The organism is Dehalobacter sp. TeCB1 (genome assembly GCF_001707455.1).
In the GTDB taxonomy this organism is placed as follows: domain Bacteria; phylum Bacillota; class Desulfitobacteriia; order Desulfitobacteriales; family Syntrophobotulaceae; genus Dehalobacter; species Dehalobacter restrictus.
Map to the genome: position 1 here is coordinate 18,144 of NZ_MCHF01000017.1, position 22,630 is coordinate 40,773.

Here is a 22,630-nt window from a genome sequence, read left to right on the forward strand (position 1 = left end):
CCGCGTTGTCGTCATTATATAATCATTTTAGGGTTGACAAGGTGCTAGACATGCAAAGAGATTTCCGAATTTTTTCCTGGCTTTTGCCGAATTAATCCTTGAAAATAACGTATGCTTGTTACAGTGGAAGTATTCTCCATAAAGAACATACAGGAACAACCGGAGAGGAGAGGTGAACATGAACGACACCGCTATGAAAGGTATGGAAGCCGCCTTGCGAAGCTATTACCGGAAATTAGATGAATTGCAGGTCAAGAAAAGAGCTTTGGAAGCGGTGGAAAAGAATGCCGAAGATATCAGAAGAATATTATTGGATGTAAATCAGCTTATTCCTTCGAAAGGAACAGTTTCGAGTTATCGTCCCGTCACGGGAGGAGGAAGCGGCTTGGTCTGTGATCCAACTGCGCAAGCCTATGCGGAATTTACACGCTCCATGGAAAAATCGCAAAGGGAGCTTGTGATTTTGCTTGAAAAAAAGATTAGGCTAAAAATGGAGATCATGCATCTGGAATCTTCCATTGAGGGAATTGGTTTTGCGCTGAACTTGCTGGATCCTGTGGAACGGATGATTTGTGAACAGTATTATGGTTTAAAAAGAAAAAGTAATTTGCAAATTGGACTGGCGCTGAATATGGATGAAAAGACCATAAGATATCGCCGGAAAAATATTAACCAGAAACTCAGCGATTATTTGAAGGTAAAACACCTCGTTAAATCCGGCTAATAGCACAAAAATGAGACAAGCCACATATTATGCATAAGACCTGAGACTTTATGAATATTTATCTAATAAAGGACAGGTCTTATTTTCTTTGGTCTATCGGAAAGGTGGGAAAGCGGATGATGCCTTTAAAGTCAGCAAGCGTATCTTACCCCTATGGTGTCAGAAACAGTGTATATGGTAAAGGTTATCACCAGGGAATTGATCTGATTTCAGAAGACAGAGCCATATATGCTGCTGTTGCGGGTGCTGTCATTAAGGCAGCCTATGCCGGTGGTCAGGGTGCAGATCCGGCGGGGTGGGGAAATTACGTTATCCTAAGAACCAGGAATGGCAATTACGATCTGATCTATGCCCATCTTGCCTCCGTGAAGGTGACCCGCGGACAGACACTCAATGAAGGAACCATTCTCGGTATGATGGGCAGAACCGGAAATACCACCGGCCCTCATCTTCATTTTGAGGTCAGGAGAGCGCCATGGACAAACAATAATGAAATTAATCCAGCTGTGTTTCTGGGGATAGTAAACAAAGAAGGACCCGTAAAAAATGTTTCTGAGAATTCAAGTGAGGAGGGAAAAATGGTGGTTCGAAATATTATTTTATGCAATCCGGGCCCGGATGAAAGAGCAGCAGCTTATCTGGCAGATCATTTAAAGGCACCGGTATGTTACCTCGCAAATGTAACGAAAGAGTTCATTGACTGTGCAGAAAAAGTCTATGTGATCGGCAACAATTATCAAGCAGCAGAAAAATCAATCAATATCATCGGTGCGGACCGTTACGATACCTGCCAAAAAGTGCTTGATCTCTGTAAAGGCAAGTAAGGAGGAAGTTATGGATACGATTACGCTGCCCCAGACTTTTTTTACCCTGCAGGATCTTTCATCGCTCGGTGGTACAGTAATCGCTGTCTACGTCATTGTATCTTTTCTGAAAGATTACCTGAAAATATTGGGAAAGAGGATTTCCAAAGACGGGTCAGGGGACTGGATCGTGCGTCCGTCCTCTGTCCTGATTTCCTTCCTGATCATCATTTGGACACTGGTCATTCGGGAAGAGGTTAGTGCCGAAAACATTGGTCTGGCCATCATTAATGCTTTTCTTGTCGCGTTGATCGCCGGAGCGGCCCATGACTATATTGTGGCTCCAACGAAGGAGAAAGCTGTTTTGCAGGCCATGGATAAAGAGAATCTGAAAAATAATCTTGAAAATCAAGGATCATCTGAGGCAAAAAACATATCTAATTCAAATAACATATCTGGATAAAAGGTTTCTAACGGATAAAGTTTTCCGAATTTTTTCCGGTTATTTGCCGATTTTGAAGCAAAATTTCGGGTATGCTGAGTACAGTGAGAATCACACCAAACATAGTTTGGCAACTTAATTGGAACGTCCTTGTAAGGGCGTTTTTATTTTAAGTATCTAAAACGGAGTGCCGGAGACGGCGGGTATGATGCAATCCAGAAGGCAGGGAGGGGCCGGGGGAACTCCGCCGTATTATTCCTTGCGGACGGATACTTATTATCACGAAGACGGCGTGACCGCCAAGGCAATCAAGACCTATCTCCTGACTTACGACCAGGATAATGCTTTGGTCAGCGAGGTGTTGCAATAAGAAAACGAAGGGAGGAAAGGACATGACGGTTGAAAATGAAAAGAGTAAGAAAGGACTTGAAGAAAGATTGAAAGAGCATGAAGAGACGCTTAAAAAGCATGATGAACGGCTGACGATCCTGGAATCTTCCTCGGTGCTGGAATCCAAGCGGCTGGATAGTTTGTGCGAGCAGTTGATGGAGTTTAGCTTTGATATCAAAGAGATGCTTAGCAGTCACGACGAAAGGATCAAAGAGCAGGAGATGGAGTGTGTCAAAAAAGAAAAAGATATTGAAAGTCTCGCCGGTTCGGTGAAAGCAGTCCTGTCCATTCTTCGATGGACTGCTACGACAGTATTCCTCCTGCTTGCAGGCTTTTTTATCTGGTACATTCAAATACGGCCCGCTTAGACCAAGAGCCCGCTTAGGCAGAGGAAGTTTAAGCGGGTATTTTTTTATTAAAATTTTGATAAATAAAAGTATATACAAGTTATTTTTTTAACAAAAAGGAATTGCTTTAATTGCGTCGAATATCCAATTAAAGTATAAATAATTGTTTGAATAAGGGGGGGAATAGAATGGTCTTACTTAAGGGACAAGATGCACTTGAGGCACTCTGCGGCATATTGCCTTACGTTGTGAAGGCTCTTCCTCCTGACATGGCCTTATACGTGACGGATGGGAAAAAGTATCTTCAGGTAGCCGAGGGAGAAGAGCTTAATATTGGTATTGAAGTCGGCAGTGAGATTATGGGAACAGCTACCGAAAAATGTATGAAAGAGAACAGGAAGACCGTGTTTAATGTCCGGACCGGGACACTGTTTCGCGGAGTAAATATACCGATACCTGATGAAAACGGAAGTCCTGTCGGGACGGTGGTATGTGCGACCGGAAGGAAGAAACAACAGGATGTTAATGAGGTAGCTGTACAGCTGTCCAATTATCTGGATCAGATTGCCTCAGCGGTTGAGGAGGTCGCCATGGGTGCCGGGAGACTGGCCGAAGTCGGTCAAGCCCTCTCCGTGAAAGCGCAGGAATCTAATCAGAAAATTGATGAAACTGAAGTCATTATCAACACCATTACAAACATCTCGAATCAGACGAATATGCTTGGCTTAAATGCCGCGATTGAATCGGCCCGGGCCGGGGAACACGGCCGCGGGTTCGGCGTAGTTGCCCAGGAAATCAGGAAGTTAGCCGAAAACAGTAAAAAAGCAGCAGAAGAAGTCCGGCAGATTATTGAGTCGATTTCTTCGGCGGTTACCGACATGACCAATGCAGCTGAAGAATCGGGACAGATCGCCCAGCAGCAGGCTGCGGCCACTCAGGAGAATGCAGCCACGATCGATCACCTGCGGAAACTGGCGGAGACGGTTAAAGATACGGCTGCCAAACTGTAAATAATAACCATGATTGAAAAAACACCTGGTATTACAGATGTCGAGGCGGGCACATTGTGTCGCTCTTCGGACTCTGTTATGCCGGGTTTTCTTTTTTGGATGAAGAAAAGGCAGACAAAAATAGGTTTGTCTGCGCAATTCTTACGGAATCTTATTACTTAAGGTTTATTTTATTAATGATGGCTTTTACTTGAGTTTAATAATCAGTTGACCGGATTTAACCTGCTGGCCTTCGCTGATTAGAATGCTTTCGATTTCTCCGTCCGTTGGGGCCATAATATTCGTCTCCATTTTCATGGCCTCAATGATCAGCATGCTTTGTTTATTGATAATTTTTTCGTTTTCTTTGACAAACACTTTGGAGATGATTCCGGTGATCGATGAGGCGATTTCCTTTGGATTATTCGGGTCTGCCATCAGTGTGACGGAGACCTTTTCTTTTTCTTCAAAGTTCCGGTCAAAGATCCGTACTTCTCTTCTATTACCGTTGATCTCGAAAAGCAGCGTCTTATAGCCTTCTTCATCCACATCGCGGACTTCAACCAGCTTCAAGATCATGGTCTTGCCTTCGTCAAGTTCGATTTCGCTGGTCTCGCCTTCTTTCAATCCGTAGAAAAAGACGTGGCTTTCCAGGTTATAGAGATGCCCGAATTCATCCAGGGATTTGAGGTAATCGCTGTATACTTTCGGATAAAGTGCATAGCTCAGGGCGTTCCGGATATTGGGCTCTATATGGTATTCTTCCTGGAGTTTCTTATTAATTTTTTCAAAATCAATCGATTCGAGGATTTCACCGGGCCGGCAGGTAATTGGATCCTGACCTTTCAGAACAATTTTTTGCAGTTCTTCTGGGAAACCACCCTCCGGCTGGCCTATCATCCCTTTGAAATAGTCGACGACCGAATCGGGAAACGCTAGGTTTTTTCCTTTTCCAAGCAGATTTTCTCTGGTCAGTCCGTTCTGGATCATAAAGATGGCCATATCTCCGACCACTTTGGAGGTAGGGGTAACCTTGACGATGTCACCGAGGATCTGATTGACCTCTATATACATCGCTTTGACTTCATCAAATTTGTGGCCAAGACCAAAACTTTCCACCTGCGGCTTCAGATTGGAATACTGGCCTCCAGGAATCTCATATTTGTATATTTCAGCAGTTCCAGATTTCAGTCCGGATTCAAACTGCTCATAGAACGTTCTGGCTTCACTCCAGTAATTACAGAGCTTTTGGATATCGTCGAGGTCCATTCCCGGATCCATCTTGGTATTGCGGAGTGCAGCGATAATTGAATCCATGGAAGGCTGGCTTGTAGTCCCTGCCATCGGACTGAGCGCCGCATCAACGATATCCACCCCTGCTTCAGCCGCCATCAGAATCGTGGCGACAGCGTTTCCGCTGGTATCATGTGTATGCAGGTGGATCGGAATGGATATTTCCTGCTTCAGGGCCTTGATCAGTTTAGTTGCGGCATAGGGTTTCAGCAGGCCGGACATATCTTTGATGCCAAGTATATGGGCACCCATCTTCTCAATTTCCTTCGCCATCTTCAGGTAATAGTTCAGCGAGTATTTTTCTTTGCTTTCATCGAGGATATCCCCGGTATAGCATAAACATACTTCTGCTATTTTTCCGGTCTTCATCACTTCGTCAAAAGCCACTTCCATACCTTTCAGCCAGTTCAGGCTGTCAAAGATCCTGAAGATATCGATACCTTGCGTTGCGGCTTCCTGGATAAAGGCTCGGATCAGGTTGTCGGGATAGTTCGTATATCCTACGGCATTGGCGCCGCGGATCAGCATCTGGAACGGGATATTTGGGATGAGCTGTCTGAGTTTTTGCAGCCTGCGCCAGGGTGATTCCCGTAAAAAGCGGTAGGCAACATCAAACGTGGCTCCGCCCCACATTTCCATGGAAAACAGATCACTGGCCAGGACGGAAGTTGCTTCGGCAATTGACACAAGATCCTTGGTTCGAACCCGGGTTGCCAGCAGGGACTGGTGCGCGTCCCGGAAGGTCGTGTCGGTCAGCAGTAGTTTGTTCTGGTCTTTGACCCAGGATACGAAGCTGTCAGCGCCGCGCTGCTGCAGGATGTCTCTGATTCCTGTACGTTCGGAAGGCAGTTCTATCTTTGGCACTGGGGCGATGTTATAGTCTTTCTTGGTGCTCTTGACTTCGTTGACAATCTTTTCGCCGATATATTTCAGAAGCTTTGTTTCGTAATCCTTTTTGGGTTTGATGTCAAAAAGCTCCGGCGTATCATCGATAAAATGGGTATCACATTCTCCGCTTAAGAATTTCTCGTGGTTCATGACATTAATAAGGAAGGCTTCGTTGGTCTTGACCCCTTTGACATTCATTTCTTTAACAGAACGGATTGCTTTTTGCGTGGTTCCTTCAAACGTTCTGGCCCAGGAGATAATTTTAACGAGCAGGCTGTCATAGTAAGGTGAGATGTTCGCGCCGGTGTAGCCATTCCCGCCGTCGAGCCGGATGCCGAAACCGGAACTCGTCCGGTATACGTCAATTTTCCCTGTATCCGGCATAAAGTTTGAGAGCGGATCTTCCGTGGTAATTCTGCACTGGATCGAGTATCCGCGCGGAACAACCGATTCCTGGGACGAAATTCCGATTTCTTTCGAATTTAGCGGGTAGCCCTGAGCGACCAGAATTTGGCTTTGAACAATATCGATCCCTGTCGTCATCTCAGTGATTGTGTGCTCGACTTGAATCCGGGGATTCATTTCAATAAAATAGTGGTTGCCATGCTTGTCAACCAGAAACTCCGCAGTGCCTGCATTAACATAATTGACAGCTCTGGAAAGTTTAAGCGCATCCTGGTACAGGCGATCTCTGACTTCCTGGGGAATCGAAAAAGCCGGCGTGAATTCGAGAATTTTCTGATGGCGGCGCTGCACGGAGCAGTCCCGCTCATACAGATGAACGATATTGCCGTACTTGTCGGCCAGAATTTGGACTTCAATGTGTTTAGGTCTTTCTAGGTATTTCTCAATGAAAATATCTTCAATACCAAAAGCCTTCTTAGCCTCTGTTCTGGCATTATTAAATTCACGCTCCAGGTCCTTTTCACTGTAGACGACGCGCATTCCTCTTCCGCCGCCGCCTGCTGCCGCTTTCAGAATCACGGGATATCCATATTTCTCGGCAAAGACCACAGCTTCGTCCACGGAAGTCATCGGTTTGTCCACGCCGGGAATGACAGGAACGCCTACGCTTTGAGCCAGCAGTTTGGATTTGATTTTATCCCCGAGATTTTCGAGTGTATGAACAGACGGTCCGATATAAACAATACCGGCTTCCTCACACTTTTCCGCGAATTCCGGGTTTTCTGATAAGAAGCCATAGCCGGGATGAATGGCGTCAACGCCCTTTTTTAAGGCGAGGTTAATAATTTCACCAATGCTTAAATATACTTCGATCGGTTTCTTTTTCTCACCAATCAGGTAGGATTCATCCGCTTTTGCTCTGAACAAGGCATATTTGTCTTCCTCCGAGTAAATAGCAACGGTTCTGATCCCAAGCTCTTTGCAGGCCCGAAAAACCCTGATCGCAATTTCTCCCCTGTTTGCGACCAGCACTTTATTAAAATTCTGTATTTTCATTTGGTATCTCCTTTGGTCTTGAAATCAATCATCTTATTCCTACTATTATAAGGCATTGAGGGTGCGGTAAAAAGTCCTTCAGAAAAAAAATACCGGAATACAGAATTAATTGTACAAATAATCCAAGTTTTCACCAATATGATTTTGTTAAAATAGCAGAAATTCTTTGCAACGCAAACGGATACGCCAATTGTCAGATCTTAAGCATGAGGGTTTTGTTTATTTCTTTTGCTTTTCGCTTTGCTGTGCTTCTTGCAAAGACTTTTGAAGTGCAGCAATATTGGCCAGCGTGATTTTCCCTTTAATTTGCACAAGCTGCGTATTTTGTTCCTGGACCACCTTTTCAAGCTCCAGAATGGACATGTCCAGCTTGCCGGAATCATCCTGCTGTTTTCCTTCCAGCGCGTTATTCAGCATGGCCCAGGATGATTTAAGTTCTTTGATGGCGACTGATGCTTTTCCCCAGTCTTTAGACTCAGCGAATAAAATGGTGCTTCGGCTGAAATAGATGATATTCTTAATTTCGGGAGAAATATTGGTTTTATAAAGCGCGTAAACATTTGGAATCTTTGCGTATAGGGCGTTTAAGGCCAGCATGATTTTCATTTTATCTTTGGTCGTCACGGATTCTGTAAGATTATTCAGGGAATTGCTAAAATCCTCAGTAAGTTTTTTGGGAGCGCCTTTTTTATTAATTTCGGGCATAATCTCATTCCATAGATAATGGAGTTTGTTAATTTCGAGTGCTGCCTGCTGGAACGGATCAGCAACCTGATTCGTATTTGTTTGCCCGGAGGAACTCTTACCCGACTGCTCTTTCTGCTGGCTGCCCCCTTCGGTTTGATTCTGGCCGTTCGTTTGGCTCTGACTGCTGCCTGCTTGATTCTGCTCACCGGTTTGAGTTTGTTCACTCTGACCGTTTGCTTCTCCTGAAACAAGGGACGGCCCTTTTAATACGCCGAAGATCTTTTCGATTGATGCCTCGACGTCTTCAAGCTGTTTAGGAATTGCTTCGGACTTTTCGGATTTTTCGGGCTGCTTGCCTGTAATTTTATTCATCATGCTGCATCCCGGAAAAAACAATAAAGAAATGATAAAAAAGCAGATTAATCTTGTAGACCAATTCCTACTTTTTATTGTAAAATATCCCATATAAATACTTCCTTTGTTACTTTTTTCTGTTATTATTTGCAGTTTCTTGCTTCTTATTCTTAAGAAACTTATTGAATTAATGCCAAAGTTCTGAAATAATGGAAAGGAATATATAAAAACTGTTTACACAAGTGAGCATATTTTTGAACACTATCGGCATTTGTGGAAAGAGGTAGAAAAAATGGGATTCAGTAAGTCAATTATTCAGTCGACGATGATTAAGATAACTCTGCTCATCTTCGGGATCATGGTTATTTTATACTTTTTTATCGCAAATATTTATTGGGATGAAGAAGTATTAAAGAAAGAGTTTGAACTGATGAGTGCAGCGTCAGTTTTAGAAAATAAGATCCAAGCGCACTATACGGACATCAAGCTTTACGAAGATGATCGCAATCTTTCTGACGAAGAAAAGATAACAGAAATGAATGCGTTGCTCGGCCAGGATGTTGCCGATCTTTCCGCGAAGTACTCCAATATTCGCATGGGCTATTTTGACAAGGAAATGGATCAGAATATTATTTTTGCACCTAGTGTGGAATCCGTTGTTAAGGATCAGCTTAATGCCGAGTTCTTCCGGCTTTTTCAATCTGGGAATGCAGAATTTATCAATGAAGCGGGCGTTATTGACTGGAACGGCCAAGGCATTATTGCGGTTGCTGTACCGCTGTATTACCAGAATACAGTGATTGGTTACACCTGGGCCGAAATAGGGACCGATAATATCTTTTATCTGTCATCGTTCAAATATGCTAAAGTGCTGGTCCCAAGCATTATTCTCTGGATCATTGTGCTGGCCATTATTAAAAAGAATATTGTCAGAATCAAGGCTTCATTAGAGTCATTTGCCCATACAATTAAAAGCAACAGTCTGGAAAGCGTGGAGGACCTGGAAAGGCTGCCGGAACTCCAACCGGTATTTGAAGAGATCAGAAATCACCTGGAAAGCTTGTATCAATTGAATGTTGAATTGGAAAGCTCCAATGATAAGCTCCTGACCATCATGGAAGGCATTGGCGATGGATTCTTCGCGTTGGACAAGGAGTGGTGCTTTACCTATGTCAATAAAGAGATGAAGAAAAACATGGGACACGATCGTGAAGACCTGATTGGAAGAAATATTTGGGACGTTTACAGTGTATTAGCTGATTCTGCAACGCGTGTCAACCTGAGACAGGCTTTAGAAGAGAATATATCCCTGCATTGGGAGGAATATATCTCTCCGGAAAATAAATATTTCCAGTATCATGCCTACCCGTTTAAACAAGGCCTCACAGTTTTTGTCAGGAATATCACTGAGCTGAAACAAAGAGACAAGGAAATGCAGCGCCTGGAGCGGCTCAACCTGATCGGACAAATGGCGGCAGGGATCAGCCACGAAGTCAGAAATCCGCTGAGTACGGTCAGGGGCTTTCTGCAACTGCTGGAGGGCCAGTCTGATTCGGAACTTAAGATAGAATACATGGATCTGATGATTACGGAGATTGACAGAGCCAATGAGATTCTTACCGATTTTCTATCTGTGGCCAAAGTTAGTGCTGAAGGAACAAAAGAGGAGAATATCAACAACATTATCAACAGGTTGTATCCGATGCTGCAGGCTGATGCGCATAGTTCAGACAAAGAGCTGCTCTTGGAATTAATGGATATTCCAAGCATTGATCTCAATGAATCAGAGATTAAACAACTTATCCTTAATTTAGTCCGAAATGCTCTGGAAGAGACTGCTACGAAGGGAAAGGTCTACATCAAAACGTACCGGGTTCAGGAAGGGGTCGTTCTGGCAATCCAAGATCATGGCAAAGGAATTCCTCAGAGTGTTCAGGATACCTTGGGTACACCGTTCGTTACGACGAAAGAGAATGGGACAGGCTTAGGCCTTGCGATTTCTTTAGGTATTGTACGCAGACACCAAGCCAGGCTTGAATTTCTGACAGGGGAGGAGGGGACTACGTTTTTTATAACTTTCCCGCTTAATAATTATAGCAGTAATGAAAATGAGCAGATCTAATGATTGAACTGCCAGACTAGAAAAAAACTATAGGACTTATGAAATATTTTTAAGATTATTAAAGGAAAAATGCCAAAACTGTAGAAACTAAATACATATAATGCCAAAGGAGGAAATCGATGAAGATTTCAATAATAGCACTCATTTTGCAAGGAATACCGGAACAGATCGCTGTTGTTACTTTAGCCTATGTTATTGCGGGTATGCCTTTTGCATGGAAAAAAATTGTTTCCATGGGGATAATTTTGGCTTTGACCTCTTATTTACTTCGATTTTTTCCAATCCTGTTTGGTTTACACACTGTGATTATGTTGGTCCTTTTATTTATTCTTTTGTTTTTTGGGGGCAAGAGTAATTTTTATGCTGGTTTGGTTGCAAGCCTTCTTGGCTTTTTAGCCTTAATTATTAGTGAGACAGTTTGTTTGTCTTTGTTAATGCCATTATTTCACGTTTCAGCTGAGATGCTAAACACAGATGTTGGATTAAGGATACTGATTACTTTACCTCAAGTATTTGTTTTATTCATAGCGAGTTTAATTATTTTAAAAATAAAAAAAGGTGTTAAAAGATAGGTATACCAGGAGGGAAGAAAATGGATCTCTCTCAAATCAGTGAGCGTATTTCCCGTAATCTGACAGCTGAATTAGATTTTGATGACGATAAAAAAGAGATCATTGCTTATGGTATTGAGTCACTTGTTTTAACAGTGTTGGGTTTTTTGGCAATAATGGGAATGGCCTTTCTTTTTAAAGCCTTGGTACCCACGGTCATCGCTGCTGTTTTCGGGGGATTTCTACGGAGAGTATCCGGTGGGGCTCATTTCGACACGCCGCTAAAGTGCCTGGCTTTTGGGGCGGTAGTTTATTCTATTCTTGGTGTTATTGCCAAGGAAATTGTTAACTACGGTTTCCAGAGCTCCGGTTTTCTCCTGGCCTTTTTACTGTTTTCTTTGGCCCTAGTTGCTATTCTTGCCCCGGTGGACTGTGAGGCCAAACCTATTCACTCTCAAAATTTCAGAAGAAAACTTAAGATTATTTCCATAGGTTTTGTTATCCTGACGATTGGTGTAGTGTTAGTCAGTCATAACTTCCTGGTGAATACCAGTGCAGTATTGGGGATCGTTTTCCAGACGATGACCCTTCTGCCTGTATTTAATAAAAAAAGGGGGATAACAACATGAAAAAAATTCTCTACACACTGATGGCGTCCATGCTTGTACTTCTCGCTACTGCAAGTTCTGTATTTGCCTGTGGTTATTGGGCTTATCAGCCAAAGACACCAAAGTCACTGCAAAAATAAAAAAATGAGGCGGGTTTCCCGCCTCATTTTTTATCCTTACAATTTTTGACGCTTGTAACAGAATAAATCTTCAGTGGGAGTGTAAGAAATGTCTTTAAGAATTCGGGAACCGGTCAATTCAATGTCCCATATGCTCGGAGCTGTACTTTCGCTCTCCGGGCTGGTTCTGCTTCTGCTGCGGTCGCTGGAACACGACAGTATGGCCTATTTAGGTTCTGCCCTAGTCTTTGGGGGGAGTCTTATTCTGCTTTATTCTGCTTCGATGATCTATCACTGGGTAGTCTCCAGCGCACAGGTCATCCGTACGCTGCGGAAAATCGATCATTGTATGATCTATGTTCTGATCGCGGGTACATATACCCCGATTTGTCTGATCACATTGCAGGGTGCGCTGGGAATGGGCTTGCTGATCGGGGTCTGGACGCTGGCCGTTTTAGGGATCGTCCTGAAGCTTGTCTGGTTCAATGCTCCTCGCTGGTTATATACCGCTTTCTATTTGCTTCTGGGCTGGATTGCCATATTTTTTATTTACCCAATTTCTCTGGCTATTCCTGGCCAGGGCTTATTCCTTCTAATCTTAGGAGGACTGTTATATTCTGTAGGATCGGTCTTTTATGCTGTGAAACCTCAGTGGATCAGGTTGGGGAAGTTTGGGTTCCATGAAATATTTCATCTTTTTATCTTAGCAGGGAGTATTGTGCATTATTTTTTTATTTACCGGTATGTTATGGGTTAACACAATCATAGAGGGAGTAAAGACGCATGAGATTTCTTAGATTCAAGGATGCGGAAAACCAGGTCAGGTACGGCGTATTGACAGGTCAGATGATCCGCTATGTCAAAGGGGATATTTTTGGAGTTTATGAGGCAACGGACCAGATATGTTCGCTGGAAGATGTGCAGCTTCTGGCACCTGTTGAACCGTCCAAGGTATTATGTATCGGATTGAATTACCAGGATCATGCGATTGAATTTGGCAAGCCCATTCCTGCGGAACCTTTGCTGTTTCTTAAGCCTTCTACGAGTGTAATCGGGCCTGAAGAGAATATTGTCTATCCGCCTCAAACGCAAAACCTGCATTATGAAGCGGAGCTGGCAATCGTAATTGGCAAAAAAGCAAAAAATGTGGCGCAAAGCAAAGCCGTTGAATATATCTTTGGTTATACGGTCGGGAACGATGTGACTGCCAGGGATATTCAGCATAAAGACGGTCAATGGTCAAGAGCAAAAGGTTTTGATACATTTTGTCCGCTGGGACCGTGGATTGAGACCGATGTTGCCGATCCTGACAACTTGGCCGTCAAGCTTACCCTGAACGGAGAAGTACGCCAGAAATCCAACACAAAGAACCTGGTTTTCAGATGCTTTGAGCTTGTGGAATATCTGTCGGCAATCATGACTTTGCTGCCCGGTGACGTTATTTTGACCGGAACACCTGGCGGAATTGGAGCAATGAATCCTGGAGATAGGGTAGAAGCTGATATTGAGAAGATCGGTGTGTTAAGAAATTATGTAATATAAATAACTATACTAAGTTAATAATTGTAATTATTATAAATAACTGTTGCATAATCATATCGGATCGTTTAAAATCTTTTTAGGTCCTCAAAATATAAGATCAATTCATATGGAATACTTTCTGATGTTTTACATGCATTTTAGAGTTGACTAAGTACAAGGGCCAGTCTAATCAGAGAGGAGTTATGGGATGAAAGATTTAAAAGGTTCAAAGACAGAAAAGAACTTAATGGAGGCTTTTGCCGGAGAATCACAGGCGAGAAACAAATATACCTATTTCGCATCTGCCGCTAAAAAAGAGGGTTACGAGCAGATTGCCGCCATCTTCTTAGAAACAGCAGAAAATGAAAAAGAACATGCGAAGATTTGGTTTAAGAAGCTCCAGGGGATTGGCTGCACGACAGAAAATCTTGTTGCAGCTGCCGCAGGGGAAAGAGAAGAATGGACCAGTATGTACGCCAGAATGGCGCAAGAGGCCAGAGAAGAAGGATTTGGAGACATTGCCGCATTATTCGAAGGCGTTGGGAAAATAGAAAAAGAACATGAGGAAAGGTACAAGCAGCTGCTGTCGAATCTTCAGAACAAGGAGATATTTGCCAAAAAGCAAAATACGACCTGGAAATGCCGTAATTGCGGACATATTCATGTCGGGACTGAAGCACCTGAGACCTGCCCGGTCTGCGATCATCCGCAAGCGTACTTTGAAGTGATTGCACAGAACTATTAATTGTTGTAGCTGTAACTAAATTCAGTATTATGGAAGGCGTCACAATTGTGACGTTTTTCTTATTTCTGGGACAGTGTAGATTTACACGGATACTTCGCGAACACGTTTTCGCAGCATAACAGCCCAGTGAACTGTTATGGAAAAAATCCTCGCTAATATTCCAAGACCTCTGGGCTTTCAGCAAGTTAACCTATGATACCAGTCTGGGGCCACAGTCCCGCTGTGAGCGGAGTACGATACGAAGCGAGGCTTTTTGTATTGTGCCATCCGTGGTACGCGGCTATTGTGGCCCTCAGACTTACCCAAACATAATGGTATTGTAATCACACGGCTTTAAACGCTTCTTCTTTATTTTCCTTTTCCTTGAGTTTATGATAGAGCGCAGGATACAATTCCTCAATGCACTCGGGGCAAATGGTATGGGTGAATTCAGAGCCGGTTTGCTGGAATAGGTATTCCTCAATCGTGATCCAGCTTTCTTCCTCGGTATTAATTTTTTTGCAGCTTGAACACATCGGGATAAGCTGATTCATAGAATCGTAGGCTTCCTTCATACGGGTATAGGTCAAACTGTTGTTGATGGCCATACCGATGTAGGTTCCTACCATTTCGAGGTAAAGAATCATATCAAGATAAAACGGCGCTGACTTGCACAACAACTGAATCAGACCGATACAGTTATCCCTGGCCATGATACGAATCAAAGCCACAGATTTAAAGCCAGCCGCAATACAATGTTTATCCTTGGTTTTAAGGACCGAAGGCAGATCATTGGCCCAGAAGCTTCCCTGAGAAGTGAAAAAAGGAATGTTCCTGTCTGCTTTTCCCTGGATAACATCCATGCAGATACACTTTGTAGACCAGAATTCATCCTGAGAAAGCTTCAGGATTTTGAGTTCAGGGTTTACGGAACACAGGGGTGGTTCTTCAGAAATCTGCATCTCAGGCAGGCCTTCACAGGCATAAAAGGGATAATCTTTGCCATCATATATGCGAATACCGATAGCGTCACAATTAGTGATCTGCTTTAAATGCTTCATAACCGCAATGATTGAGTCTTTCAAATTGATATAATTATTCAGTTCGGAGAGTATTTTTTTTGTCATAATTTCTCTGTCAAGAATCTTTAATAATTCGCTTACCTGGGTTTTCGACATAAATGATACCTCCTTTTCGACTCCATATTGGTATCTTTATCTTATTACAAAAGGTGTAAATAATTTAGTATAATTTGTAAAATTGTAAAAAACAATAAAAGAAAGGAGATAGGCAGTCGAAGCAGTCGAAACTTATATCATACCTGTTCTGACAAAACTTTTGAAATTGATATCTGAAGCCTTTTGCTTAAGTCAAAAGTAGCGTTTCTTACTCGGTGCAGATCTCGATAAATTTGGCGTTGACGCCGGGAATTGAGTTCAAATCACCGGCAAAGGATTCCGACTCTTCGGGAGTGCCGGAAAGCTGAAGAATGATTAGCCCTGAGTCCGAACATACATTACCGGCCTCATGAAGACCCAGTCTCACGGTGATCATACAACCATATTTTGTCAAGACGCCCTGTACTTCGGCAGCATTTTTTGCCCTGTGGTTAACAGCTATAGCCATAAGCTTAAAACAAGACATTTGTTCAGCCTCCTTTGTCATAGAAAAATAGAGTTCTCCATTATATTTGAAGATATATTCTTGGAAGGCGTAATGATTTCCTTCTTTCACATGAACGATTTAACCGAATGACCAAAGTAATTTTGATTTATAATAATTATCAATAAGTATGCTGTTGAAAAAATAATAGAAATATTATAAACTAGGTGTTAAGAGAAAATAACAAATCAATAAAATGTGAATTCTTGGAAGTGGATATCAAGACAAAGATATGAGGTGATTTCTATAAAAGCAATTCAAATTAAGGAAAATGTCTACTGGGTAGGTGGAATTGACTGGAACATCAGAAATTTTCATGGGTATCTGACCCAAAGGGGGAGTACATATAATGCTTATCTGATCATTGATGAGAAGATTACGTTAATTGACACGGTAAAGCATTACCTATTTGACGAAATGCTGGAACGGATTTCGGATGTGATTGATCCGGCAGATATTGATTACGTTATTTCCAATCATGTTGAGCAGGACCATTCAGGAAGCTTGCCGGAAATTATGGAGATTGCCACTAAGGCAACCCTGGTCACATCCCCCAATGGGGAAAAGGGGCTCAAGGCACATTTCCGGGAAGATTGGAACTATCGGATTGTCAAATCAGGAGATGTCCTGAATATCGGCAAGAGGAATCTAACTTTTGTCCAGACCCCAATGGTACACTGGCCGGATAATATGGTGACCTACCTTGAGGAAGATAAAATTCTGTTCTCGAATGATGCTTTCGGCCAGCATATTGCTTCAACCGAGAGATTTGATGATGAGCTCCCGCTCGGGGTTATCCTGGAAGAAGCCAGGAAATATTACGCGAATATTGTCCTGCCGTACGGCGGTCAGGTTCAAAAAGCTTTAGGAACCTTAGGCGGACTGGATGTCGAGGTAATTGCGACCAGCCATGGGCTGATCTGGCGCTCCAACATCCCGGCAATTCTCAACGAATATCAAAAATGGTCCACGAATGCCACGGAAAAAAAGGTTGTGATTGTCTATGACACGATGTGGAACGCAACGGAGATTATTGCGGAGAGCATCAGCGATGCATTTGAGAAAAAGGGCTATAACGTCCGGTTCATGGATCTAAAAAATAACCATATTTCAGATATTATGACTGAAGTGATCACAGCAAAATATATCTGCGTCGGCTCACCGACTCTGAATAATAACCTGATGCCAAGTGTAGCCAGTTTCTTAACCTATCTGAAGGGTCTGGCTCCGAAGGACAGAATTGGACTGGCTTTCGGTTCTTATGGCTGGAGCGGCCAGAGTATCGGACAAGTCGAGCAGTATCTGAAGGACTGCGGTTTTGAAACCCTGGAAAATATCAGGATTCAATACATTCCGGAAGAGGATCAACTGGAAGAAATGAAAGAGAAGTTGGAGGGAAATATCCTATGACGAATTTAAGAGAGATCTACAAGTGCAACGTCTGTGGCAATGTTGTGGAGATTGTTCACACAGGGGCTCCAGCCTTGGTATGCTGTGGCCAGCCCATGGAAAAGCTTGAGGGACGTTCGGAAGATATGGGTTTGGAAAAACACCTTCCGATAGTTCAGCCAACAGAAAAGGGCATCAAAGTAACGGTTGGCAGTATTGAGCACCCCATGGAAGAAAAACATTTTATTCAGTTTATCGAAGTTCTGACCGCAGATAAAGTCTGCCGTGTAGAGCTTAAACCTGGTCAGAAGCCTGAGGCTTCTTTCCCAGTAGATATCGCAGCCGTTCTCGAGGTCAGGGAATACTGCAATCTGCATGGGCTCTGGAAAACAAAATAGACCTACGGTTTATTATTCTTAATAGTTGATGATGTGATCATAGGAGAGGGATGGTATAATAAAGACTGAGATTACCATCTCTTTTTTGTTTCAGTTGATCAAATTGAAAATAAATTGTACACTTATGAATTTTTCGGAATGATATTTTGTTTTTACGAGACTTTAACAATTTGAGAAAAAGCCTGTATTTGGGCCTTTATTTTTATAAGTTGAGTGTCGGATACTTCTGGCACGCATCTTGCAATAATTCTCTGGTGAGAATTTAAATTCATTTTCATTTATATATAGAGGAGGTAGACAATGTTAATTAACTACGCAGGGATCGCAGTAATTTTAGCGTGGGGAATTGTATTCCCAGTAATTCTGCTGGTGGTTCAGAGGCTGCTCTGTCCTAGCAATCCAACCAAGGCAAAATTGTTGACTTACGAGTGTGGCCTTGATACCCAGGGGGATACGTGGATTCGTTTTAAAATTAGTTACTTTATGTATGCTTTAATTTTTGTGGTTTTTGATGTTGAAACAATTTTCCTCTATCCTTGGGCCATGTTGTTCCAAAATTTGGGCTTGTTTGCCATTGTTGAGATGGTGATCTTTATTGCAATTCTCATCCTTGGATTTGCCTATGCCTGGAAGGAAGGTGCTCTGGAATGGATGTAGTCAAGAAAAACTATAAAGTTGAAGTGCCGGAATATGAGATGCCAAACAATATTATCATGTGCAAGATCGAAGATGCGTTAAACTGGTGCCGCTCCCGGTCCTTCTGGCCGCTGACGTTCGGTTTGGCCTGCTGTGCGTTTGAAATGATGGCGGCTGGAGATGCCCGCTATGACATCGCGCGTTTCGGGTCCGAAGTATTCAGACCTTCGCCGCGTCAGTGCGACCTTCTGATTATCGCGGGGACAGTCACGAAAAAAATGGAACCGATTGTTGCCCGACTGTATGAACAAATGGCCGAACCGAAATACGTGCTGGCAATGGGCAGTTGCGCAATCAGCGGCGGTCCGTTCAAAGACTCCTATAGTGTTGTGAAAGGAGCCGATACGTTCTTGCCGGTAGATGTCTACGTACCGGGCTGTCCGCCGAGACCCGAAGCACTGTTCTACGGACTTCTCGAGCTGCGGAAAAAAGTGACGAATCCCAGAAAGTTCGCTGAGAACAACAAGGAGAGGATCATGCAGAATGGATAAGAAGATGGATCGTCAAGCACTGGTTGCCTTCCTTAATGAGAAGATGGATGCTCAAGCAGAAGTCTTTGAGGACAATACGGAAGGTTCCATAAAAGTATCCCGCTTGAAGCTTGTGGAGACCATGCAGGAACTTAGGGAAAATCCACAGTACAAATTCGATGTTCTGATGAATCTAAGCTCTGTGGATTATCCGGAAAACTTCACGGTGATCTATCACCTGTTTTCGATTGAGCATAAGCACTATTTGACTGTTAAAGTGGAAATAACCAAAGAGAATCCCTGCTGGGTACCGTCGGTCAGTTCCGTCTGGAAAGCGGCTCAGGTACACGAAAGGGAAGTTTTCGATTTGATGGGGATTCTATTTAATGATCATCCTGATCTCAGAAGGATTCTGCTGCCGGAGGACTTTGCCGGACATCCTTTGCGCAAAGATTTTACGCAGCAGGCTGATTAAACACCAAAATGCGAAACAGAATTTGAGGTGTAAGAATGAATGACATAAGAACCCAGGAGATGAACTTAAACTTTGGTCCTCAGCACCCCAGTACGCACGGGGTGTATCGCGGAGTGTTCACAATGGAGGGCGAATATATCACCAAGTGCGTGAACCATATCGGTTATCTTCATCGCGGCATTGAAAAAATGGCGGAGTCCCGTACCTATACCCAGTTTATTCCGTACAACGGACGGTTGGACTATGTTTCAGGCATGTTGAATGAAGAGGCTTATGTCCGTACGGTGGAAAAATTGATGGGTATTTCCGATCAGGTTCCCGAACGGGCCGAATATATCCGGGTGATTATGGCTGAACTTCAGCGTATCGCCAGCCACTTGGTGTTTTATTCCTCGATGGCGCTGGACATGGCCGGTTTCACACCTTGGACCTACGGGTTCCGCGAGAGAGACACGATTTTGGATTTATTTGAAATGGCAGCCGGCAGCCGCATGATGCCGAATTATATGCGGTTTGGTGGCGTTGCAGCGGATCTAAACGAAGAATTTATGCCTGCCCTGCGCAAATTGCTCGATATCATGCCTAAATGCATGGAAGAGTACCACGGTATATTAACCGGCAATGAGATCTTCCAGGCCCGTACAAAGGGGGTTGCCTCGCTTTCCCGCGAAAAAGCTTTGAATTACGGGATATCCGGTCCTTCGGCCAGGGCTTCAGGCATTGATTATGATCTGCGTCGGGACGAGCCATATGGGATCTATGACCGTTTTAAATTCAATGTGCCGGTCCGTCAGACTGGGGACACGTTTGATCGTTATATCGTTCGTATGGACGAGATGGCTGAAAGCGTCAAAATTCTGGAACAGGCTTATAGAGAACTTCCGGAAGGTCCGGTTTTGGCCAAGGTCCCGAAAATAATTAAACCTCCTGCCGGAGAAGTCTATCACCGTATCGAGCATTCCAAAGGGCATCTTGGTTTCCATATTGTGAGTGACGGTACAGCCAAACCTTACCGTTTAAGGATTTGTTCTCCCTGTTTTGTAAATGTGGCAGTTTTTGAAGAAATGGCTGTCGGTTTGCATCTGCAGGATGCAGTCGTTGCCTTTGCTTCCTTAGACATTGTGTTGGGAGAAATTGATCGCTAACAGACAGAAACAAGAATTCAGAAGATGGAGGAAAATATGGTACTATTTCTTGTTTGGGTCGATATGTTCAGACAGTGGCTTGTTGGGATTGGAATACCGGCATTGCCTGCTGAAATATTGATTAAAACCATTCTGGTTTTAATTGTCATTATCTTTGTGCTAACGAACCTGATTGTTCTGGTCTGGCTGGAACGTAAGTTTGCTGCTTTTTACGCTGACCGCGTTGGCCCCAACCGCCTTGGACCTGCAGGTTTTCTGCAGTTCCCAGTTGATATTGTCAAAATGCTCGGGAAAGAGGATATCATTCCCGAAAACGTGGACAGACCGGTATTTAAGATTGCCAGTATCTGCGCATTCCTTACAGCAATTATGGGCTGGGCCGTTATTCCTCTCGGCAAAGGTATGATCCTGGAAGATTTGAATGTCGGACTATTGTACTTTATTGCGATCGGTTCTACAGGAACGATTGCCTTTGTCATGGCCGGTTTTGCTTCCAATAATAAATACGCGCTGCTCGGCGGCATGAGAACGGCTGCTCAGATGATCAGCTATGAAATTCCGCTGGCCTTTTCTTTGCTCGGCATCGTCATGATCACCGGAAGCTTAAGCCTTACCGAGATTGTCGATGCCCAGAAAAACGTCTGGTTTATCTTCCCACAGATTCTCGCCTTCTTCGCTTATTTTGTTTGTTCCATCGCGGAAACAAACCGTGGACCGTTCGACTTGGCGGAAGGGGAGCAGGAGTTGGTTGCGGGATATTTCGTTGAGTATTCGGGTATCCGCTATGCGTTGTTTATGGTCGCTGAATATACCCATCTGGTTGCGGTCTCGGCGATTGCAGCGGTTGTGTTCCTCGGCGGCTGGAATGCACCGTTTGGCTTGACCTTCATACCGGGATTCATCTGGATGATGTTTAAAATTTACTTGATGATTTTCCTGTTCATGTGGGTCAGATGGACATTTGTCAGGGTAAAGGTCGAGCATTTGATGCATATTGGCTGGAAATTCCTGATTCCGCTTACGTTATTCAATATTGTGATCACCGGCATTGGCGTTTACGTCTACCGGATGATTGCAGGTTAAGGTGGTGAAATCGTGTACGGACAAGGACTTTTAAAAGGCTTAAGAATATCAATCAGACACTTTTTTAAGAAGAAAGTCACGGAGATGTACCCGGAGCAAAAGCCTAACCTGCCGAAGCGCTCCCGGGGATGGTTTGAACTGACCCCGGATAAATGTACGGCATGCGGACTTTGCGTCAACGCTTGTCCCAACGGGATTATCTCCATTGAAAGCTATAAGGATGAGAACAACAAAAGAAAGCTGGTTCAGTATCGTATGCTGATGGAAAGCTGTATTTTCTGCGGGTTTTGTGTTGAGGCCTGTCCTCAAGATGCTTTGTACAATACGCAAGCTTTTGAACAGACGGTCTTCTTCCGGGAAGATCTTAACAGAATCCTCTATAAAGCCGAGCCTCAGTCGGTTCAGGCTGAAAGGAGTGAAGCGTGATGGGCTTTACAGTGATGTTTTACGTAATTGCCATCGTTACCCTCGGTTCGGCACTTATGATGGTCATCAGCAAAAATATCTTTCACAGTGCGCTTTTAATGCTGGTAGCATTCTTGGGTATTTCGGGGGTTTTTGTTCTGCTGCATGCTGATTTTCTGGCCGCCACCCAGGTTCTGATTTATGCCGGGGCGATTACGATCTTTGTTGTTTTCGCGATCATGTTTACCATGCGCGGGGATATGAAAACGACAAACTTGTTCTCCAGGAACCTGATTCCGGGAGCGCTGCTCTCGCTGATCATGATCGTCGTGAATGCAGTCATGGTGCTGACAACGAAGTGGCCGCTGAAGGCTACGACAGCTCCGGAGTCAACAGCGAAGGAAATTGCTAATCTGATGCTGACAAAATACGTCGTTGCGTTTGAAGTGACCGCAGTACTGTTGCTGGTGGCCATGCTCGGCGCGATTGTTATCGTGAAAGAGGTGAAAAAGTCCTCATGAGTAGTATCATCGACTTTTTATTCAATATTGGATTGCCGCATTTTCTGATTCTTAGCGGAACTCTTTTCTTCATCGGGCTTTTCAGTGTTCTGGCCAAAAGAAACCTGATTGCGATCCTCATGGGAATGGAAATCATGCTGAGTTCAGTCAACATCAACCTTGTTGCATTTAACAGATATACCACCGCTCCGGCTCTGCACGGCCACGTCTTCGCGCTTTTTGTGATCGCCTTGGCAGCAGCGGAAGTATCGGTAGGCTTGGCCTTGATTATCTCTGTCTACCGCCAGCACAAGTCAGTTGAAGCGGATGATATCGATTCAATGAAATGGTAGTCTTAATTCAAGATAAAGGCAGGTGTAATTT

General features: G+C 43.7%; 27 protein-coding genes. 23 read left to right on the forward strand and 4 right to left on the reverse strand.

Annotated features, from left to right (window positions below; genetic code table 11):
* Nucleotides 1-178 precede the first annotated feature (178 nt).
* The 6 genes from A7D23_RS05150 to A7D23_RS05170 all read left to right on the forward strand — a co-directional run bounded on the left by A7D23_RS05150 (nt 179) and on the right by A7D23_RS05170 (nt 3,716).
* Entirely contained in the window at nt 179-724 is a 546-nt protein-coding gene (locus A7D23_RS05150; protein ID WP_068883396.1) for a hypothetical protein, read from the forward strand.
* 116 nt (nt 725-840) lie between these two features.
* A complete protein-coding gene (locus tag A7D23_RS05155) occupies nt 841-1,548 on the forward strand; it encodes a M23 family metallopeptidase (RefSeq protein WP_068883398.1) in 708 nt (235 codons plus the stop codon).
* A gap of 10 nt (nt 1,549-1,558) precedes the next feature.
* Nucleotides 1,559-1,990 (forward strand): hypothetical protein, encoded by a 432-nt coding sequence (locus A7D23_RS05160; RefSeq protein WP_019225097.1) that lies wholly within the window; start codon nt 1,559-1,561, stop codon nt 1,988-1,990.
* Between the two features lie 184 nt (nt 1,991-2,174).
* Complete coding sequence (locus A7D23_RS16000) at nt 2,175-2,339, forward strand: hypothetical protein (RefSeq protein ID WP_019225098.1); 165 nt, start codon at nt 2,175-2,177, stop codon at nt 2,337-2,339.
* A 22-nt stretch (nt 2,340-2,361) separates the two neighbouring features.
* Complete coding sequence (locus A7D23_RS05165; RefSeq protein ID WP_019225099.1) at nt 2,362-2,727, forward strand: hypothetical protein; 366 nt, start codon at nt 2,362-2,364, stop codon at nt 2,725-2,727.
* Nucleotides 2,728-2,894: 167 nt separating this feature from the next.
* Nucleotides 2,895-3,716, forward strand: coding sequence for a methyl-accepting chemotaxis protein (locus A7D23_RS05170; RefSeq protein WP_025205344.1), 822 nt, complete (start codon nt 2,895-2,897; stop codon nt 3,714-3,716).
* Between the two features lie 186 nt (nt 3,717-3,902).
* Here A7D23_RS05170 and A7D23_RS05175 read toward each other — a convergent pair whose 3' ends face one another.
* Together A7D23_RS05175 and A7D23_RS05180 are read right to left on the reverse strand one after the other, a co-directional pair.
* Nucleotides 3,903-7,337, reverse strand: a complete 3,435-nt coding sequence (locus A7D23_RS05175; protein ID WP_019225102.1) for a pyruvate carboxylase — start codon at nt 7,335-7,337, stop codon at nt 3,903-3,905.
* Between the two features lie 219 nt (nt 7,338-7,556).
* Complete coding sequence (locus A7D23_RS05180; RefSeq protein ID WP_242871502.1) at nt 7,557-8,396, reverse strand: hypothetical protein; 840 nt, start codon at nt 8,394-8,396, stop codon at nt 7,557-7,559.
* Nucleotides 8,397-8,670: 274 nt separating this feature from the next.
* Here A7D23_RS05180 and A7D23_RS05185 point away from each other — a divergent pair, with 274 nt between their 5' ends.
* The 7 genes from A7D23_RS05185 (at nt 8,671) to rbr (ending at nt 14,044) form a co-directional block, all read left to right on the forward strand.
* Complete coding sequence (locus tag A7D23_RS05185; protein WP_019225104.1) at nt 8,671-10,500, forward strand: ATP-binding protein; 1,830 nt, start codon at nt 8,671-8,673, stop codon at nt 10,498-10,500.
* 119 nt (nt 10,501-10,619) lie between these two features.
* Complete coding sequence (locus tag A7D23_RS05190; protein WP_068883400.1) at nt 10,620-11,072, forward strand: hypothetical protein; 453 nt, start codon at nt 10,620-10,622, stop codon at nt 11,070-11,072.
* Between the two features lie 20 nt (nt 11,073-11,092).
* On the forward strand, nt 11,093-11,680 hold the full coding sequence (locus tag A7D23_RS05195; RefSeq protein ID WP_019225106.1) for an accessory gene regulator B family protein: 588 nt from the start codon (nt 11,093-11,095) through the stop codon (nt 11,678-11,680).
* Entirely contained in the window at nt 11,677-11,799 is a 123-nt protein-coding gene (locus tag A7D23_RS15565; RefSeq protein ID WP_019225107.1) for a cyclic lactone autoinducer peptide, read from the forward strand. Before A7D23_RS05195 ends, A7D23_RS15565 begins: the two co-directional genes overlap by 4 nt.
* Before the next feature lie 88 nt (nt 11,800-11,887).
* Nucleotides 11,888-12,535 carry a hemolysin III family protein gene (locus A7D23_RS05200; protein ID WP_019225108.1) on the forward strand — a complete coding sequence of 216 codons (648 nt, stop codon included), beginning with the start codon at nt 11,888-11,890 and terminating at the stop codon, nt 12,533-12,535.
* Nucleotides 12,536-12,561: 26 nt separating this feature from the next.
* Nucleotides 12,562-13,320: a fumarylacetoacetate hydrolase family protein gene (locus A7D23_RS05205; protein ID WP_019225109.1), complete on the forward strand. Its 759-nt coding sequence runs from the start codon at nt 12,562-12,564 to the stop codon at nt 13,318-13,320.
* Between the two features lie 187 nt (nt 13,321-13,507).
* Nucleotides 13,508-14,044, forward strand: coding sequence for a rubrerythrin (rbr, locus tag A7D23_RS05210; RefSeq protein WP_019225110.1), 537 nt, complete (start codon nt 13,508-13,510; stop codon nt 14,042-14,044).
* Nucleotides 14,045-14,367: 323 nt separating this feature from the next.
* Here rbr and A7D23_RS05215 read toward each other — a convergent pair whose 3' ends face one another.
* Entirely contained in the window at nt 14,368-15,201 is an 834-nt protein-coding gene (locus tag A7D23_RS05215; protein ID WP_025205346.1) for a histidine kinase, read from the reverse strand.
* A gap of 208 nt (nt 15,202-15,409) precedes the next feature.
* The gene (locus A7D23_RS05220) at nt 15,410-15,667 is read right to left on the reverse strand and encodes a hypothetical protein (protein ID WP_019225112.1); all 258 of its coding nucleotides are present in this window, start codon (nt 15,665-15,667) and stop codon (nt 15,410-15,412) included.
* Nucleotides 15,668-15,922: 255 nt separating this feature from the next.
* Here A7D23_RS05220 and A7D23_RS05225 point away from each other — a divergent pair, with 255 nt between their 5' ends.
* The 10 genes from A7D23_RS05225 (at nt 15,923) to nuoK (ending at nt 22,599) form a co-directional block, all read left to right on the forward strand.
* Nucleotides 15,923-17,095 (forward strand): FprA family A-type flavoprotein, encoded by a 1,173-nt coding sequence (locus A7D23_RS05225; protein ID WP_019225113.1) that lies wholly within the window; start codon nt 15,923-15,925, stop codon nt 17,093-17,095.
* Complete coding sequence (locus A7D23_RS05230) at nt 17,092-17,472, forward strand: desulfoferrodoxin (protein WP_019225114.1); 381 nt, start codon at nt 17,092-17,094, stop codon at nt 17,470-17,472. The genes A7D23_RS05225 and A7D23_RS05230 overlap by 4 nt, the downstream gene beginning before the upstream one ends.
* 300 nt (nt 17,473-17,772) lie before the next feature.
* Nucleotides 17,773-18,129, forward strand: a complete 357-nt coding sequence (locus A7D23_RS05235; protein WP_019225115.1) for an NADH-quinone oxidoreductase subunit A — start codon at nt 17,773-17,775, stop codon at nt 18,127-18,129.
* Entirely contained in the window at nt 18,120-18,659 is a 540-nt protein-coding gene (locus tag A7D23_RS05240) for an NADH-quinone oxidoreductase subunit B (RefSeq protein ID WP_019225116.1), read from the forward strand. The genes A7D23_RS05235 and A7D23_RS05240 overlap by 10 nt, the downstream gene beginning before the upstream one ends.
* Nucleotides 18,652-19,113 (forward strand): NADH-quinone oxidoreductase subunit C, encoded by a 462-nt coding sequence (locus tag A7D23_RS05245; RefSeq protein WP_019225117.1) that lies wholly within the window; start codon nt 18,652-18,654, stop codon nt 19,111-19,113. The genes A7D23_RS05240 and A7D23_RS05245 overlap by 8 nt, the downstream gene beginning before the upstream one ends.
* 35 nt (nt 19,114-19,148) lie before the next feature.
* Nucleotides 19,149-20,258: an NADH-quinone oxidoreductase subunit D gene (locus tag A7D23_RS05250; RefSeq protein ID WP_025205348.1), complete on the forward strand. Its 1,110-nt coding sequence runs from the start codon at nt 19,149-19,151 to the stop codon at nt 20,256-20,258.
* 36 nt (nt 20,259-20,294) lie between these two features.
* Nucleotides 20,295-21,341: an NADH-quinone oxidoreductase subunit NuoH gene (gene nuoH / locus A7D23_RS05255; protein ID WP_019225119.1), complete on the forward strand. Its 1,047-nt coding sequence runs from the start codon at nt 20,295-20,297 to the stop codon at nt 21,339-21,341.
* A gap of 12 nt (nt 21,342-21,353) precedes the next feature.
* A complete protein-coding gene (locus A7D23_RS05260; protein WP_019225120.1) occupies nt 21,354-21,767 on the forward strand; it encodes an NADH-quinone oxidoreductase subunit I in 414 nt (137 codons plus the stop codon).
* Nucleotides 21,767-22,267 (forward strand): NADH-quinone oxidoreductase subunit J, encoded by a 501-nt coding sequence (locus A7D23_RS05265; protein WP_019225121.1) that lies wholly within the window; start codon nt 21,767-21,769, stop codon nt 22,265-22,267. Before A7D23_RS05260 ends, A7D23_RS05265 begins: the two co-directional genes overlap by 1 nt.
* Nucleotides 22,264-22,599 (forward strand): NADH-quinone oxidoreductase subunit NuoK, encoded by a 336-nt coding sequence (gene nuoK / locus A7D23_RS05270; protein WP_019225122.1) that lies wholly within the window; start codon nt 22,264-22,266, stop codon nt 22,597-22,599. Before A7D23_RS05265 ends, nuoK begins: the two co-directional genes overlap by 4 nt.
* Nucleotides 22,600-22,630: the final 31 nt, after the last annotated feature.

Bases quoted from the DNA above. Each gene is read 5' to 3' on its own strand.
- A7D23_RS05215 (WP_025205346.1), bottom strand. From the start codon at position 15,201: ATGTCGAAAACCCAGGTAAGCGAATTATTAAAGATTCTTGACAGAGAA.
- A7D23_RS05185 (WP_019225104.1), top strand. From the start codon at position 8,671: ATGGGATTCAGTAAGTCAATTATTCAGTCGACGATGATTAAGATAACT.
- A7D23_RS05170 (WP_025205344.1), top strand. From the start codon at position 2,895: ATGGTCTTACTTAAGGGACAAGATGCACTTGAGGCACTCTGCGGCATA.
- A7D23_RS05150 (WP_068883396.1), top strand. From the start codon at position 179: ATGAACGACACCGCTATGAAAGGTATGGAAGCCGCCTTGCGAAGCTAT.
- A7D23_RS05265 (WP_019225121.1), top strand. From the start codon at position 21,767: ATGGGCTTTACAGTGATGTTTTACGTAATTGCCATCGTTACCCTCGGT.
- A7D23_RS05240 (WP_019225116.1), top strand. From the start codon at position 18,120: ATGGATGTAGTCAAGAAAAACTATAAAGTTGAAGTGCCGGAATATGAG.
- A7D23_RS05180 (WP_242871502.1), bottom strand. From the start codon at position 8,396: ATGAATAAAATTACAGGCAAGCAGCCCGAAAAATCCGAAAAGTCCGAA.
- A7D23_RS05205 (WP_019225109.1), top strand. From the start codon at position 12,562: ATGAGATTTCTTAGATTCAAGGATGCGGAAAACCAGGTCAGGTACGGC.
- A7D23_RS05165 (WP_019225099.1), top strand. From the start codon at position 2,362: ATGACGGTTGAAAATGAAAAGAGTAAGAAAGGACTTGAAGAAAGATTG.
- A7D23_RS05195 (WP_019225106.1), top strand. From the start codon at position 11,093: ATGGATCTCTCTCAAATCAGTGAGCGTATTTCCCGTAATCTGACAGCT.
- A7D23_RS05190 (WP_068883400.1), top strand. From the start codon at position 10,620: ATGAAGATTTCAATAATAGCACTCATTTTGCAAGGAATACCGGAACAG.
- rbr (WP_019225110.1), top strand. From the start codon at position 13,508: ATGAAAGATTTAAAAGGTTCAAAGACAGAAAAGAACTTAATGGAGGCT.
- A7D23_RS05155 (WP_068883398.1), top strand. From the start codon at position 841: ATGATGCCTTTAAAGTCAGCAAGCGTATCTTACCCCTATGGTGTCAGA.
- A7D23_RS05220 (WP_019225112.1), bottom strand. From the start codon at position 15,667: ATGTCTTGTTTTAAGCTTATGGCTATAGCTGTTAACCACAGGGCAAAA.
- A7D23_RS16000 (WP_019225098.1), top strand. From the start codon at position 2,175: ATGATGCAATCCAGAAGGCAGGGAGGGGCCGGGGGAACTCCGCCGTAT.
- A7D23_RS05175 (WP_019225102.1), bottom strand. From the start codon at position 7,337: ATGAAAATACAGAATTTTAATAAAGTGCTGGTCGCAAACAGGGGAGAA.
- A7D23_RS05245 (WP_019225117.1), top strand. From the start codon at position 18,652: ATGGATAAGAAGATGGATCGTCAAGCACTGGTTGCCTTCCTTAATGAG.
- A7D23_RS05160 (WP_019225097.1), top strand. From the start codon at position 1,559: ATGGATACGATTACGCTGCCCCAGACTTTTTTTACCCTGCAGGATCTT.
- nuoK (WP_019225122.1), top strand. From the start codon at position 22,264: ATGAGTAGTATCATCGACTTTTTATTCAATATTGGATTGCCGCATTTT.
- A7D23_RS05235 (WP_019225115.1), top strand. From the start codon at position 17,773: ATGTTAATTAACTACGCAGGGATCGCAGTAATTTTAGCGTGGGGAATT.
- A7D23_RS05250 (WP_025205348.1), top strand. From the start codon at position 19,149: ATGAATGACATAAGAACCCAGGAGATGAACTTAAACTTTGGTCCTCAG.
- A7D23_RS05230 (WP_019225114.1), top strand. From the start codon at position 17,092: ATGACGAATTTAAGAGAGATCTACAAGTGCAACGTCTGTGGCAATGTT.
- nuoH (WP_019225119.1), top strand. From the start codon at position 20,295: ATGGTACTATTTCTTGTTTGGGTCGATATGTTCAGACAGTGGCTTGTT.
- A7D23_RS15565 (WP_019225107.1), top strand. From the start codon at position 11,677: ATGAAAAAAATTCTCTACACACTGATGGCGTCCATGCTTGTACTTCTC.
- A7D23_RS05200 (WP_019225108.1), top strand. From the start codon at position 11,888: ATGTCTTTAAGAATTCGGGAACCGGTCAATTCAATGTCCCATATGCTC.